9 protein-coding genes and 2 riboswitches are annotated in these 13,593 nt (G+C 62.8%); of the genes, 1 reads left to right on the top strand and 8 read right to left on the bottom strand.

The features are described 5' to 3' along the window. Positions 1-66: 66 nt before the first annotated feature. The 5 genes from E3N85_RS13900 to E3N85_RS13920 form a co-directional block, all read right to left on the bottom strand. Positions 67-1,854 carry an ABC transporter family substrate-binding protein gene (locus E3N85_RS13900; RefSeq protein ID WP_134464126.1) on the bottom strand — a complete coding sequence of 596 codons (1,788 nt, stop codon included), beginning with the start codon at positions 1,852-1,854 and terminating at the stop codon, positions 67-69. A gap of 327 nt (positions 1,855-2,181) precedes the next feature. Further along, a complete protein-coding gene (locus E3N85_RS13905; RefSeq protein WP_134464128.1) occupies positions 2,182-3,930 on the bottom strand; it encodes an ABC transporter ATP-binding protein in 1,749 nt (582 codons plus the stop codon). After that, a complete protein-coding gene (locus E3N85_RS13910; protein WP_134464130.1) occupies positions 3,927-4,880 on the bottom strand; it encodes an ABC transporter permease in 954 nt (317 codons plus the stop codon). The genes E3N85_RS13905 and E3N85_RS13910 overlap by 4 nt, the downstream gene beginning before the upstream one ends. Continuing rightward, positions 4,870-5,799 (bottom strand): ABC transporter permease, encoded by a 930-nt coding sequence (locus E3N85_RS13915; RefSeq protein ID WP_134464132.1) that lies wholly within the window; start codon positions 5,797-5,799, stop codon positions 4,870-4,872. Before E3N85_RS13915 ends, E3N85_RS13910 begins: the two co-directional genes overlap by 11 nt. 140 nt (positions 5,800-5,939) lie before the next feature. Next, positions 5,940-7,601 carry an ABC transporter substrate-binding protein gene (locus tag E3N85_RS13920; protein ID WP_134464134.1) on the bottom strand — a complete coding sequence of 554 codons (1,662 nt, stop codon included), beginning with the start codon at positions 7,599-7,601 and terminating at the stop codon, positions 5,940-5,942. 325 nt (positions 7,602-7,926) lie between these two features. Here E3N85_RS13920 and E3N85_RS13925 point away from each other — a divergent pair, with 325 nt between their 5' ends. Then, positions 7,927-8,718: a CPBP family intramembrane glutamic endopeptidase gene (locus tag E3N85_RS13925; protein WP_134464136.1), complete on the top strand. Its 792-nt coding sequence runs from the start codon at positions 7,927-7,929 to the stop codon at positions 8,716-8,718. A gap of 18 nt (positions 8,719-8,736) precedes the next feature. On the opposite strand, the gene gcvP is transcribed toward E3N85_RS13925, so the two are convergent. Genes gcvP through gcvT form a run of 3 tightly spaced genes read right to left on the bottom strand, consistent with a single transcriptional unit; the run spans position 8,737 to position 13,219 of the window. Further along, entirely contained in the window at positions 8,737-11,637 is a 2,901-nt protein-coding gene (gene gcvP / locus E3N85_RS13930; protein WP_134464552.1) for an aminomethyl-transferring glycine dehydrogenase, read from the bottom strand. 8 nt (positions 11,638-11,645) lie between these two features. Then, positions 11,646-12,017 carry a glycine cleavage system protein GcvH gene (gcvH, locus tag E3N85_RS13935; RefSeq protein ID WP_134464138.1) on the bottom strand — a complete coding sequence of 124 codons (372 nt, stop codon included), beginning with the start codon at positions 12,015-12,017 and terminating at the stop codon, positions 11,646-11,648. A gap of 53 nt (positions 12,018-12,070) precedes the next feature. Further along, positions 12,071-13,219 (bottom strand): glycine cleavage system aminomethyltransferase GcvT, encoded by a 1,149-nt coding sequence (gene gcvT, locus E3N85_RS13940; protein WP_134464140.1) that lies wholly within the window; start codon positions 13,217-13,219, stop codon positions 12,071-12,073. Positions 13,220-13,288: 69 nt separating this feature from the next. Beyond that, a riboswitch (glycine riboswitch) is annotated at positions 13,289-13,403 on the bottom strand. Then, positions 13,404-13,499: riboswitch (glycine riboswitch) on the bottom strand. Positions 13,500-13,593: the final 94 nt, after the last annotated feature.

A 13,593-nucleotide genomic window follows, 5' to 3' on the forward strand; every position in this document is an offset into this window, starting at 1 on the left:
ACGAGTGGGGCTCCCGGGCGTGCCCAGGAGCCCAACTGCGCGATCGAGCTTTATCTCTCGGTCGTGCTACTTGTTGACGGACCACTCCCAGAAGTTCCAGAACGGACCGGTCTGGTTACCCATGTACTCCACACCGCTCACCCGCTTGGCGACACCAAACACGCCGGGCAGTTGGAACATGGGCAGCCCGTAGGCATCCGCAAACATCTGCTTGTCCATACGCTTCTCGATCGCGATGAGTTTGTCGGGATCCAGAGTGGTCTGGGTCGCGATGGCATCAGCGTTGGTTCCCGTGTAGCGGCTGTAGTTTCCGCCGCCGTTGGTTGAGAAGATCTGCGAAATGCCGGCAGAGCCGACGCCCGGGCTGATCCAACCGAAGATGGAGGCGTCATAGTCGCCACCGGCCAGGAGGGAGCTCCAGTCGGGTGAGCCCTTGTCGACGATGTTGAAACCGGCCTTGGTAGCCGATTCTTGAATGGCCTGGAACTCATCGACGCGGTTCGGGTTCTTGGTGTTGTACAGGATACTGATCGTCGGTGTTGCACCGGCGAGGAGCGTCTTGGCACCCTCGATGTCAACCTCTGCGTAGTCGCTGGATCCGTTGTTCGCAATCGAGTCAGCGTACGGTTCGTTGGCCGGAACCCAGATCTGCGAGTCCAATACCTTGGCATCCGGGTTGACCGGGGTCACGATGGAGTCGAGGATCTGCTGGCGCGGAATCGTCTTCAGGAACGCCTGGCGAACACTGAGGTCGGCGAAGACCGGGGCTCCGAAGTTGAGGTCGAGATGGTCGTACGACACCTGGTCACCGGTGAGCACGTCAGCGCCCGTGTTCTCCAATGCGGTCAGCGTGTCAGCGGATGCCTGCGGGTTGATGATGTCCACTTCACCGTTTTGCAGAGCGGTGACCTGCGCGTTCGCGTCGGGGATGACGCGCAGCACAATCTTGTCGATCTTGGGAATCATGCCACCGACGTAGTACTTGTTGCGCTCCATGGTGAACGACTGGCCGGGGGTCCAGCCGGTCGGCACCATCGGGCCGCTGGAAACCAACAGGTCGGGGTCGGTCGGGAAGGCGGTCACGTCGTAACCGGTGTTCACGAAGTCCGCAGCAGCTTTGAGCGTGGGGTCGGGTGCAGCTGGGTTGGCCGGGTCGCCCTTTGGCAGCCCCTTGAGCAGCGCGGTCAGGTCGGCGGCGGAGCTGAGCCCGGCCTTCTTGGCGACGATGTGGGCGGGCTGGCCGATCGGGTTGACCAGTTCCCAGTCCACGTAGGGGGTGTCATAGACCAGCGTCATCGACATGTTGTCATCGCTGACCGTGGGGAAGGCTGTCGTGTCGAGACCGGCAGTGCTCGCCGCAATCTCGAAGTAGGTCGTACCGGTTGTCACCTCACCGGTTGCCTCATCGGTGGTCGAGTCGTTGTAATACCCCGCCTGTGTTGCCCATGACAGCACCATGTCATCGGCTGTGATGGGCTCGCCATCAGACCACTTGTTCTCGGGATTCAGCGTGTATGTGACGGTTTGCGGGTCGTCGCTGGTTTTCTCGAAGGTGCCGAACTTTTTTTCGTGCACGATTTTAAAGTCTTTATCGATGTAGGAGAAGGCGGAGCCGTAGTTACCCATGAGGTAACCGACCTGGCCGTTGGTGTCGAGGTTGGACTGCGGGGTCTGGTTATTGAACGACGTGAAGTCGTTGACCACGGCAACCGTGACGGTGCCGCCGCTGGCCGCGGCATCCGTGTTGGTGTCGGTACTGCCGGATGTGGTGCATGCGGTCAGGGCGAGAGCAGCGACGCCGACAATGGCGACCCCACTGAGGCTCTTCCTGAACAGTTTTCCTCTGATGGACAAGATTCCTCCTGGGCGAAGTGATCGTCGGTGCACGGCGAGGGGCCGCGAGTCGATCGTGGTTTGATCTGACCCTAGAGAGATTCCTGAACTTTGCCAATCAAATGACCGAACTGTTATGAAATAGCACAATTCTTTGTCGTCAAAGGCTGGCATTGTGCACAAAAGCTGCGTCTGAACCCCGCAACGTGAAGGCCCGTTGGGTTGCCGCCACCACGGCGACATATGTACAGCGCGTGACGTCGCTGGCTCCCGTGAGTGCCACGAGGGAAACCACAGGCCCGACAGGAATGATTCCCCGGTCGGGCCTGAGCTGCGCAGAAGGTTGATCTACCGCCCGAACGCGAAGTTGGCTCCGGGGATCGCCGCGAGCAGCTCCTGTGTGTACAGCTCTCGCGGTTTGTTGAACACCTCATCGGTCGACGCCGCCTCCACGATGCGCCCCCTCTGCATGACGCAGACATTGTCGGCGACCAACCGCACGACCGCGAGGTCGTGGGTGATGAACAGGTAGGTCAGGCCCAGCTCCGTCTGCAACTCGGTCAACAGGTTCAGAATCTGCCCCTGCACCAGGACATCCAGGGCAGACACGGCCTCATCCAACACGAGCACGTCGGGTTTCAACGCCAAGGCGCGCGCAATCGCGATGCGCTGGCGCTGACCGCCGGACAGCTCGCTCGGATAGCGAAACTGCGTCGCGGCCGGCAGCGAGACCTGGTCGAGCAACTCCAAGACCCGCTTCTGCCGTTCCTTTCGCGACCCCACGTTGTGCGCGAGCAGGGGTTCCGCGATGGTGTTGCCCACGTTGTACTGGGGGTCGAGCGAACCATACGGGTCCTGGAAGACCGGCTGCACGCGGCGCCGAAAATTTAGCAGCTCACGCCCCTTCAAACCAGCAACATCGCGTCCCTCGAATTCAATCCGCCCGCTGGTGAGGCTCTCCAACTGCAGGATGAGCTTGGCCACGGTGGATTTGCCGGAACCGGACTCCCCCACGATCGCCGTGGTCGTACCCTTCTTCACGCCGAACGACACATCGTTCACGGCGAGGAGTTCGTCATACTTCAGACCGGATTTACGAATGCGGTACATCTTGGAGATGCCCTCGACGGAGATGAGATCTTTGCCCGACGCCGCTAGTTCACGTTCGGTGGCCCGCGTAATGAGCGCAGTGTCCGTGCCGCCGGCCGAAAAGATTTCGGGCGCCGGGGCATCCTGATTCTTCTTGGCCTGAATGCGCCGCGACGCAAGGCTCGGAGCGGCCGCCACGAGGCGCTGCGTGTATGGGTGCTGCGGGTTGGCCAGGATTTCCTGCGACGGCCCGGACTCTACGACCTTGCCCTTGTACATCACCACGAGCTGTTCGGCCCGTTCGGCGGCGAGGCCGAGGTCATGGGTGATGAACAGAACGCTCGTGCCGTAGTCCCGGGTGAGGGTGGCGAGGTGATCGAGAATCTGACGCTGCACGGTGACATCGAGCGCGCTGGTGGGCTCGTCGGCGATGAGCAACTTCGGCCGGGCGGACAGCCCGATGCCGATGAGCACGCGCTGGCGCATACCGCCGGAGAACTGGTGCGGGTACTGCTTGAGCCGGTCGGCGGCATCCGCCAGGCCAGCTTCCTGCAGCACTTCGATGGTGCGCGCACGCGCTTCTTTTCCGCGCAAGGGGCTGTTGGCCTTGATGGCTTCCTCAACCTGGAAACCGATGTTCCAGACGGGATTCAGGTTGCTCATCGGATCCTGCGGCACATAACCGATCAGGCTTCCGCGCACACCCTGCATCTCCTTGGCCGACAGCCTAGTCAGATCGCGACCCTCGAACAGAATCTCGCCCGCGGTGACCTTGCCCGTGCCGGCGAGCAGATTAATGATCGCCTGCGCTGTAGTGGTCTTGCCAGAACCTGACTCCCCAACGATGGCGAGCGTTTGGCCGGCATAGAGAGTGAGGCTTACGCCACGCACAGCCGGAACTACGCCGTACTGCGTCTGGAATCCGACCTCAAGATCGCGAATGTCGAGTAGTGGGTCATTTGAACTCGGCACGGTCTGATCCACGGTTTCGGTCACTAACTCGGTCATCGGCGTGCCCTCGCCTTCGGATCGAGCGCGTCGCCAACGACGTCACCCAGCATGAGGAAGGCCAGCACGGTCACCGACAGGGCTGCGGCTGGATAGAGCAGGACCTGCGGGGCAGTACGGATGGAGGTCTGGGCGTTGCCAATGTCGTTACCCCAGGACATTATGTCCGAGCCGAGGCCGATTCCGAGGAACGACAGCGTGGCTTCGGCGACAATGAACGTGCCCAGCGAAACCGTCGCGATCACGATCACCGGTGCGATCGAGTTCGGCACAACGTGTCGAAGCAGAATCTTAAACTTCGACACGCCGAGCGCGATGGACGCCGTCACGTAATCCGAATTTCGAGCCGTTAGCACAGCTCCACGCATGATTCGTGCGATCTGCGGCCAGGCGAAAATCGACATGACCAGCGCAATCGTGACCGGAGTGCGCTCCGGCAACACCGACAACAACACGATGGCGCCAAGCACGGTCGGGACGGCAAAGAAAATATCGCCGATTCGCGACACGATCGCGTCGAGTACGCCGCCGTAGTATCCGGCCAACGCACCGATCACGACGCCGACGAGGGTTACCAAGAACGTGGCCAGCAGGCCAACCGTAACGGATGCCCGAGTGCCAAATATGATGCGGGCGTACGTATCGCAGCCCTGCCGGGTAAATCCGAGTGGATGCCCGGCCTCAGAACCGCCGTTGCTGTCGGCCAGCAAACAATTACTGTTCGGCGGCGCTTGTGTGAACAGCGTCGGCATCAAGGCCACCAGAACGATCAGGAGAATCAGCGACGAGGAGATCCAAAACGAGGGACGTCGACGCATCGATTCCCACGCGTCCGTCCAGGTACTGCGGGCCTTCTGCGTCTCGTTCACCTGATCGATGGCAGCAACCGGAGTCTCGTCCAGTGCCGCCACGACGTGGGCCTGACGATTGTTGGGGGTACTACTTGGCATAACGAATCCTCGGGTCCAGGGCTGCGTAAAGCAGATCGACGAGCAGGTTAGCCACCACGAAAATGACGACCATAACGGCGATGAACGACACGACCGTCGGTCCCTCGCCCAGTTTTATGGCGTCATAAACGGTGCCACCGACCCCGTTGATGTTGAAGATGCCCTCGGTAACAATGGCACCGACCATGAGAGAGCCGATATCGACACCGAGAAAAGTCACGACGGGCACGAGGGAATTTCGAAGCACATGCACGGTCACCACACGACGGCCGGACAAGCCTTTCGCCGTAGCGGTGCGCACAAAATCGGCATTGAGATTATCCGACACGCTTGCCCGGGTGAGGCGAACAATGTAGGCGAATGAGACGGATGCCAGCACCAGCGCGGGCAGAATCAGTTCGTCCAGGGGTGCCGCGCCGCTGACCGTGGTGCGGGCCCAGCCCAGTTGGATGCCGAAGACGAACTGCAGCACGAAACCGATCACGAAGGTGGGCACGCTAATCAGGAGGAGACTGACCACAAGTGCGCTGGCATCAAACAGCTTTCCCTTGCGCAGACCGGCCACCAAGCCCACCAGAATGCCGAAAAACGCTTCGAAGGCAAGGGCGAGCATGGCCAGACGTGCCGTAATTGGGAAGGCGGAAGCCATGACAGAGGACACCGAGCGTCCGGAGAAGGTCGTGCCGAGGTCGCCTTGGAAGAAACCACCGATGTAGATCAGGTACTGCTCGATTAGGGACTTGTCGAGGTTGTATTCGGCCCGCAATTGGGCGATGACACCAGGGGAAGGGGGCCGGTCACCGTATAGTGCCGCGATGGGGTCACCAGGAAGGGAGAACACCATGAAATAGATCAGGAACGTGGCGCCAAAGAACACGGGGATCATCTGGAGCAGACGCTTGCCGGTGTACCAAAGCATCAGGTTCCCTCGTTGAAACAGAGGAACATAAACATCTCAATCACTAAATAAATCTAAGCAGTGAGGTGCCCGGGCTATACCGCCCCGGGCACCTCACGCACTAATCAAGTCCAGGCAGTGCTGAACCGAGCTGGGGAATATTAGCCCTTTGTGATGTTGTGGTAGAGCGGGACGGAGTCCCAACCGAATTCCACGTTGTCGACGTTTTCAGACCAGACGCCCGTGGCGTTGGAGTACCACAGCGGAATAGTCGGCAGGTCCTTGAGCAGAACCTCTTGGGCTTCCTGGTACTTGGCAGTGGCGTCCTCAACGTTTTCGGCTGCTGCACCCTCCTTCAAGAGACCATCAAACTCTGGGCTGCTATACAACTCGTAGTTCGAGCCGGCACCGGTCTGGTACAGCGGCGCGAGGAAGTTGTACAGCGAGGGGTAGTCGGCCTGCCAGCCGGCGCGGGTGGCACCGGTCAGCGCTGCATTGGAGCGGTCATCCAGCGCCAAAGCGAAGGTCGGGTACGGCTTGCCAACCGCGTCGATTTCAAGCGTGTTCTTGATGCTGTTCACCACGGCATCAACCCAAGCCGCGTGTCCACCATCGGCGTTGTAGGCGAGGTCGAACGTGCCGGTGTATGGCGAGATGGCGTCGGCTTCTGCCCACTTGGCCTTGGCCTCTTTTTCATTAAACTCAAGAACTTCGGCGCCGGCCAGCTGGTCGGAGTAACCGTCAATGACGGGCGACGTGAAGTCGGTAGCCGGGGTACGAGTGCCTTGGAAAATGACGTCAGTGATCTCCTGACGGTTGATCGACATGGAGATCGCTGCGCGGCGAAGCTCGCCCTCTGCACCACTCCAGTGCTCAAGGTAATACGGCATGTTGAACGCCTGGAAAATCGCGGCCGGCTGGTTTACGTTTGTGTCCGGAAAGTCGGACACATACGTTTCGAACGCGGAGTCGGGAACCTGGTCAAGCACATCGAGGTCACCACCCTGCACGGCTGCGTACGCACCCTCCTGAGTGCCGTAGAAGACGATGCTCACGCCGCCGTTGACCGGCTTGCGAACACCGTCATAGGAGGGGTTGGTTACCAAAGCGATCTGAACGTCGTGCTCCCAAGCGCCTTCGGCGGCCAGCATGTACGGACCGTTTCCGATCGGGTTCTCACCGAAGGCAGTCATGTCCTCAAACGCAGCAGCTGGCAGCGGCGAGAAGCCGGAGTAGCCGAGGCGCAACGGCCAGTCTGCTTCCGCTGAAGCGAGCTCGACCGTGAAGGTCGTGTCGTCGACGACCGTCAGGCCGGACATCGACGGGGTGAGTGGGTCAGGGACCTGCAGCACGTCGCCGTTCTCATCGACGGCCCCGGTGGGGTCATCCTTGGTGTTCTGCACGTCGGAATAACCGACGATGTCGTCGAAGAAGTACGACGTGCTCTGTGCGTTTTCGTACAGTGCGCCGTAGTTCCACGCGTCGACGAAGGAAGACGCCGTGACGGGCTCATCGTTGGTAAAGGTCCAGCCGTCTTCGAGGGTGACCGTCCAGGTGGTGGCGTCGTCGGACTCGATCGACTTTGCGACCTCGTTCTCGATTGCACCGGTTGCCGTGTACGAGACGAGTCCGGCGAAGATCGAGGTGACGATCTTGCCGCCACCGGTCTCTGTCGTGTTAGTCGGGATCAGCGAATTCTGGGGCTCGTTGCCGTTCACCGTGATGATGGCGCTGTCACTGACCGCGGGCCCGGCGTTCCCACCGGCGCAGCCCGAGAGCGCGAGGGCTCCGGTAGACGCGAGAGCGATGGCGACAATGCCCATTCTCCTGATTTTCAATTTTTGCTCCAATGCACAAAAGGGGGCCCGACACGGCTCTTGATCGTGTCGCGCGCCAGTAGAGTCAACCCAATTTTGGCCGCAAAGGAACCAACTCAAGATTGGGGGGGTTGCTACGACCCTAGTTTGTTATATGCCCAGAATGGGTAATGGGGCGAAGAATGTTATCGACGCGCAATCTATTCGGCAACTATTGAGCGTCAAGGAGCCTGCTTTTGCACATATGCTGCGGGGTGACCCCGAACCGGTGGTGCACCCTCTGTGATCGTGAAGCGGGCGCCCGGGGATGACGGGGTGGCAGGATAGAGCCATGCCGCAAGCATCCCTGTTGCCTCGTTCCCGGCTCGACCGTTCCCGGAACTATTGGGAGATCGGCATTGTTCTCGCCCTGTCGCTCGGGGCGTCGGCGGTGTACTCGATCGTGGCGATCGTGGCAAGGCTGACCGATACGACGCCGCTCGCCGACCAGTCGGCGACGCTGAACGGTTCGCAGTCGCCGCGCGAGTGGCTCGACTTCACCTACCAGTTTCTCGGCATTGCGTTCGGGCTCGCAGCGGTGGCTCTGGTGATGTTTCTGCTCTGGCGGCCCGGGCAGAACCCGTTCACCCGGCTCGGCTTCGACCTGACCCGACCGGGTAAGGACGTGCTGGGCGGGTTCGGACTGCTGCTGATCATCGGAATTCCGGGCCTTGCACTGTACCTGGCGGGGCGCGCGTTGGGTTTCACCGTGGCTGTGGTGCCCTCGCCGCTCGACACGTTCTGGTGGACCATACCGATTCTGGTCTTAGCCGCGCTGAAAGCCGCGCTGGTCGAGGAAATCATCGTGGTCGGCTACCTGTTCACCCGCCTGCGTGAGCTTGGCTGGTCACCCTGGATCATCATCCTGAGTTCGGCCACACTGCGCGGCAGCTACCACCTGTACCAGGGCGTTGGGCCGTTCTTCGGTAACATCGCCATGGGCGTTGTGTTCGGTTGGTGCTACACCCGGTGGGGGCGCACCATGCCGCTCGTGCTGACCCACTGGCTGCTCGACATTCTCTCGTTTGTCGGCTACCCGCTCGCGCTGGCCTGGTGGCCGGGGCTGCTTGCCCCGGCCAGCTAACGTGGCGGTGGCGAGCTCCTACTCGAATGCTTCGGGCGGTGGGCAGGCGCAGACCAGGTTACGGTCGCCGTAGGCGTTGTCGATGCGCCGCACCGGCGGCCAGTACTTGCCCCGCACCAGGCTCGCGAGAGGATAGACCGCTGTGGCCCGGTCGTACGGGTGCTCCCACTCCCCCTCGATCACCGCCTGCGCGGTGTGCGGGGCGTTGTGCAACGGGTTGTCATCGGCGGGCCAGCGGCCGGCGGCGACGGCATCCGCTTCGGCCTTAATCGCGATCATGGCGTCGATGAAACGGTCGATCTCGCCGAGATCTTCGCTCTCGGTGGGTTCCACCATGAGCGTGCCAGCGACCGGAAAGCTCATCGTCGGCGAGTGGAAGCCGTAGTCGACGAGGCGTTTGGCCACGTCGTCGACGCTCACGCCGGTGGCCGCGGTGAGCGGGCGCAGGTCGAGGATGCACTCGTGCGCGACGAGGCCGTTTTCCCCTGAGTAGAGAAGAGGGTAGCTGTCTTCGAGGCGTTTCGCGACATAGTTGGCGGCGAGCACGGCTGCCCCGGTGGCCTGCTTGAGGCCGTCGTTTCCCATCATGCGCACGTACGCCCACGAGATAGGCAGGATGCTCGGGCTACCATAGGGCGCCGCCGAGACCGGTCCGCCGGCGTGCACGACGGTCGCCGTGGCTCCCGCGCTGCCGAGCAGGTAGTGCTCGTCGCTCTGGGCGAGCGGATGCCCGGGCAGGAACGGTGCGAGGTGTGCCTTGGCTGCGACCGGGCCGACACCGGGCCCACCGCCGCCGTGCGGGATACAGAAGGTCTTGTGCAGGTTCAGGTGCGAGACATCGCCGCCGAAATCGCCATAGCGGGCGAACCCGAGCAGCGCATTGAGGTTGGCACCGTCGACGTAGACCTGCCCGCCGGCGGCGTGCACGGCCTCGCAAATGGTGGCGACCTCGTGCTCGTAGACCCCGTGGGTCGAGGGGTAGGTGATCATAAGCGCGGCGAGGTTGTCGGCATGCTCGGCGATCTTGGCGTGCAGATCCGCCAGGTCGACGTTGCCGAGCTCGTCGCAGGCCACGACGATGACGCGCATGCCGGCCAGCACAGCGGATGCCGCGTTGGTGCCGTGCGCGCTCGACGGGATCAGGCAGACCGTGCGGTCGGTCTGCCCGTTGGACAGGTGATACCCGCGGATGGCCAGGAGACCGGCCAGTTCCCCCTGGCTGCCGGCGTTGGGCTGCAGCGAGACGGAGTCATAGCCGGTGACATCGCTCAGCCAGGTTTCGAGCTGACGCACGAGATGCAGGTAGCCCTCGACATCCGCCGCGGGGGCAAAGGGGTGGACACCGGCGAATTCGGGCCAGCTGACGGCCTCCATTTCGCTCGCCGCGTTGAGCTTCATGGTGCAGGAGCCGAGCGGGATCATGCCCCGGTCAAGCGCATAGTCGTAGTCGGCGAGGCGCTTGAGGTAGCGCATCATGCTGGTCTCAGAGCGGTGCGTGTTGAACACCGGGTGGGTGAGAAACGTGCTCTCGCGGTCGAGGTCGGTCGGCAGTCCGGCCTGCACGGCGTCAAAGTCAACGTGCCCGAACGCGCTCCGGCCGCCGAACGCACCGACGACGAACGACAGGTCGGCGAGCGTCGTGGTCTCATCGACCGAAATGCTGATGGTGGTCGCGTCGACCTGGCGCAGGTTGTATCCGCTCAAGGCGGCCTTCGCTACGATCTCGGCCGCCTTGGTCGGTACGGAGGCCGAGATCGTGTCGAAGAACGTGTCGTTGATCACATCGACGTCGATCGCGCGCAGGGCGGCAACGAGGGCCCCTGCTCGTTCGTGCACCTGTTCGGCGATCGCTCTCAGGCCGTTCGGCCCGTGATAGACGGCATACATGCCGGCCATGACGGCGAGCAGCACCTGGGCGGTACAGATGTTCGAGGTGGCCTTGTCACGGCGAATGTGCTGTTCACGCACCTGCAGGGCAAGGCGGTAGGCCGGATGTCCGGTGGCATCGACGCTGACACCGACGAGGCGGCCGGGCAGCTGGCGTTCGAGACCCTTGCGCACGGCCATGTAGCCGGCATGTGGTCCGCCGAAGCCCATCGGCACGCCGAAGCGTTGGCTCGTGCCGACGGCGACATCGGCGCCGAGGTCGCCGGGCGACTTGAGCAGGGTGAGAGCCAGCAGGTCGGCGGCTACCACGGCGAGCGCCTTGCGCTCGTGCGCAAGATCGATGACCGCTTGCGGGTTCCAGATGCGACCGGATGCCGACGGGTACTGCACGAAGACGCCGAAATAGTCGCCGAGATCTTCGGCCGTGGTCTGCTCGCTGAGCGCGACCTGGGCGATTTCGATGTCAAGCGCGGCGGCGCGGTTGGCGAGCAGCGCGTGGGTCTGCGGGAAGGCATCCGTATCGACGATGAATCGGCGTGAGGTGGATTTGGACGCGCGCAGGGCCAGCAGCATGCCCTCGACGACCGCCGTCGACTCGTCGAGCATCGACGCGTTAGCCGTGGTCAGACCGGTGAGGTCGGCAATCATGGTCTGAAAGTTGATGAGGGCTTCGAGCCGGCCCTGTGCAATCTCGGGCTGGTAGGGCGTGTAGGCCGTGTACCAGCTGGGGTTTTCGAACACGTTGCGTTTGATCACGGCGGGCGTGAACGTGTCGTAGTAGCCGAGACCGATCATGGAGCGTTTGACCGTGTTGCGGCTGGCCAGGGCGCGCAGTTCGGCGACGGCCTCGTTCTCGGTCGCGGCGGGCGGGAGGGCGCTGTCGCCATCCTGCCGAAACAGATCAGCGTGAATCGAGGCCGGCATGGCGGCGGAGACAAGGTCGTCCACGGAGTCGTAGCCGAGCGTGGCGAGCATGTGGGACTGGGCGTCAACATCCGTTCCGATGTGACGTTGCGCGAAAGCCTGGGTCATTGTGTGCGTCACTCCCCGATCAAAGCGGAATACTCGGCAAAGCTGAGCAACGTGGGGAGGGTCTCGAATTCAACCTTGATCAGCCAGCCCTCACCAAACGGATCACTATTGACGAGCTCCGGGTTCTCGACCACCTGGTCGTTGGTGGCGGTGACGGTGCCGTTGACCGGCGCAAACAGTTCGCCGACCGACTTGGTCGACTCGATCTCACCGACGACCGTGCCGCCGGCGACCGTGCTGCCCACCTCGGGCAGTTCGACGAAGACCACGTCGCCGAGCTTCTCAGCGGCATAGGCGGTGATGCCCACGGTCGCGATGCTGCCGTCGACCAGAATCCACTCATGCTCGGCGGTGTAGTGCAGTTTCGATGTGTCTGTCATGGTGTTGCCTTTCGCAGGGTGAACGGATTCAGGGCTATTTCGACAGGGCCGAGCTATTTGACGCGCTTATAGAACGGCAGCGAGGTGACGGTGGCGGGGATGCGGGTGCCCCGCACGTCGACGTAAACCTCGGTGCCGAGGCGAGCGAGGTCGGGAGTGACGTAGGCCATGGCGATCGGGTAGCCGAGGGTCGGCGATAGGGCGCCGCTCGTGATCACGCCGTCCCGGGTCTCTGCATCGATGCTGCGGAAGATCTCGTAGCCGGCACGCCCGGCACGCTTGCCGGTGGCAATCAGTCCCACCAAAACGGATGCCCCCGCCTCCGGCCCCGCCTCGCTCGCGACGCGGCCGACGAAGTCGTTCTCCTTGCCCAGGTTGACCACCCGGCCGAGGCCCGCCTGCGCCGGGAAGGTGTTCAGGGTGAGCTCGTGACCGTAGAGCGGCATACCGGCTTCGAGCCGGAGGGTGTCGCGACTGGCGAGACCGGCCGGAACGAGACCTTTATCCGCGCCGGCGCTCCTGAGTGCGTCCCACAGCTCTCGGGCTCGCGCGGCCGCGAGGTACAACTCGCACCCGTCTTCGCCGGTGTACCCGGTGCGGGCGACCAGCAGTGGCTGGCCGCGGAAGGAGCCGCCCGTGATGCGGTAGTACTTCATGAAGTGCAGGTCGGTGCCGAGGTCGGTCAGGCCCTCGGTAGCGTCAAGAATGGCGAGGGCGTTCGGGCCCTGCACGGCGATGAGGGCGTAATCGTCGCTCTGGTCGACGACGCTGACGGTGAAGCCGTCCGCCCGGGCGCGCAGCGCGTCGAAGGCAGCGAACCGATTGCCGGCGTTGGCGACAACGAGAAACTTCGTATCGCCCAGGCGGTAGACGACGAGGTCGTCGATGATGCCGCCGTCCTCGACGAGGAGCAGGCTGTACTTGGCCTGCCACAGCTCGATGACCGAGAGCTTGCCCGCCAGCGCGAAGTCGAGGTAGGCGGCGGCATCCGGACCCTCGACCAGAATCTCGGCCATATGTGACAGGTCGAACAGACCGGCTTCGGTGCGCACGGCGTGGTGCTCGGCGAGATCGCTCGAGTAGCGCACCGGCATCTGCCAGCCGGCGAAGTCGGTGAAGCTCGCACCGGCGTCGACGTGCGCCTGGTGCAGCGGCGAGAACCGCTCGGTGCTAGCGGGAGTGCTGGAATCGGCCGAGGTCATGAGTTCTCCGGGTGACAGGGCCGAACAGGTGCGGCCGCTTGTGTGCAAGGCTCGATTGAGCCTCGTGGGAACTCCCCCTCTGTCGCTCGTGCCTGAGAGCTTCACCAGCGCGGACGCACTGACTTTCACCGTGGGCGAGACCGTGAAACACGCGGAGCGTGTCCAATCTACTTTTCAGAGTGGTCAGTTCGATGCGGTACGAGTACCTGAGAGATTGTCGGGGAGGATTGCTCCTTCGGTGTTCGCACGCCTTCGCGCCGAACTCTCCCGCATCGTCCATATGACCCGATGTTCAGTTATCGCCGTTCTGCGATCAGCCTAGCGCTCCGCCCGGACTGTTTCTTCCCCCACGCACGTTCACCCGCCAGGCCAGC

Origin of the sequence: Cryobacterium sp. Hz9 (assembly GCF_004402825.1) — a bacterium.
Lineage (GTDB): Bacteria > Actinomycetota > Actinomycetes > Actinomycetales > Microbacteriaceae > Cryobacterium > Cryobacterium gelidum.

Bases quoted from the DNA above. Each gene is read 5' to 3' on its own strand.
- E3N85_RS13915 (WP_134464132.1), bottom strand. From the start codon at position 5,799: ATGCTTTGGTACACCGGCAAGCGTCTGCTCCAGATGATCCCCGTGTTC.
- gcvT (WP_134464140.1), bottom strand. From the start codon at position 13,219: ATGACCTCGGCCGATTCCAGCACTCCCGCTAGCACCGAGCGGTTCTCG.
- gcvP (WP_134464552.1), bottom strand. From the start codon at position 11,637: ATGACCCAGGCTTTCGCGCAACGTCACATCGGAACGGATGTTGACGCC.
- gcvH (WP_134464138.1), bottom strand. From the start codon at position 12,017: ATGACAGACACATCGAAACTGCACTACACCGCCGAGCATGAGTGGATT.
- E3N85_RS13905 (WP_134464128.1), bottom strand. From the start codon at position 3,930: ATGACCGAGTTAGTGACCGAAACCGTGGATCAGACCGTGCCGAGTTCA.
- E3N85_RS13910 (WP_134464130.1), bottom strand. From the start codon at position 4,880: ATGCCAAGTAGTACCCCCAACAATCGTCAGGCCCACGTCGTGGCGGCA.
- E3N85_RS13925 (WP_134464136.1), top strand. From the start codon at position 7,927: ATGCCGCAAGCATCCCTGTTGCCTCGTTCCCGGCTCGACCGTTCCCGG.
- E3N85_RS13920 (WP_134464134.1), bottom strand. From the start codon at position 7,601: ATGGGCATTGTCGCCATCGCTCTCGCGTCTACCGGAGCCCTCGCGCTC.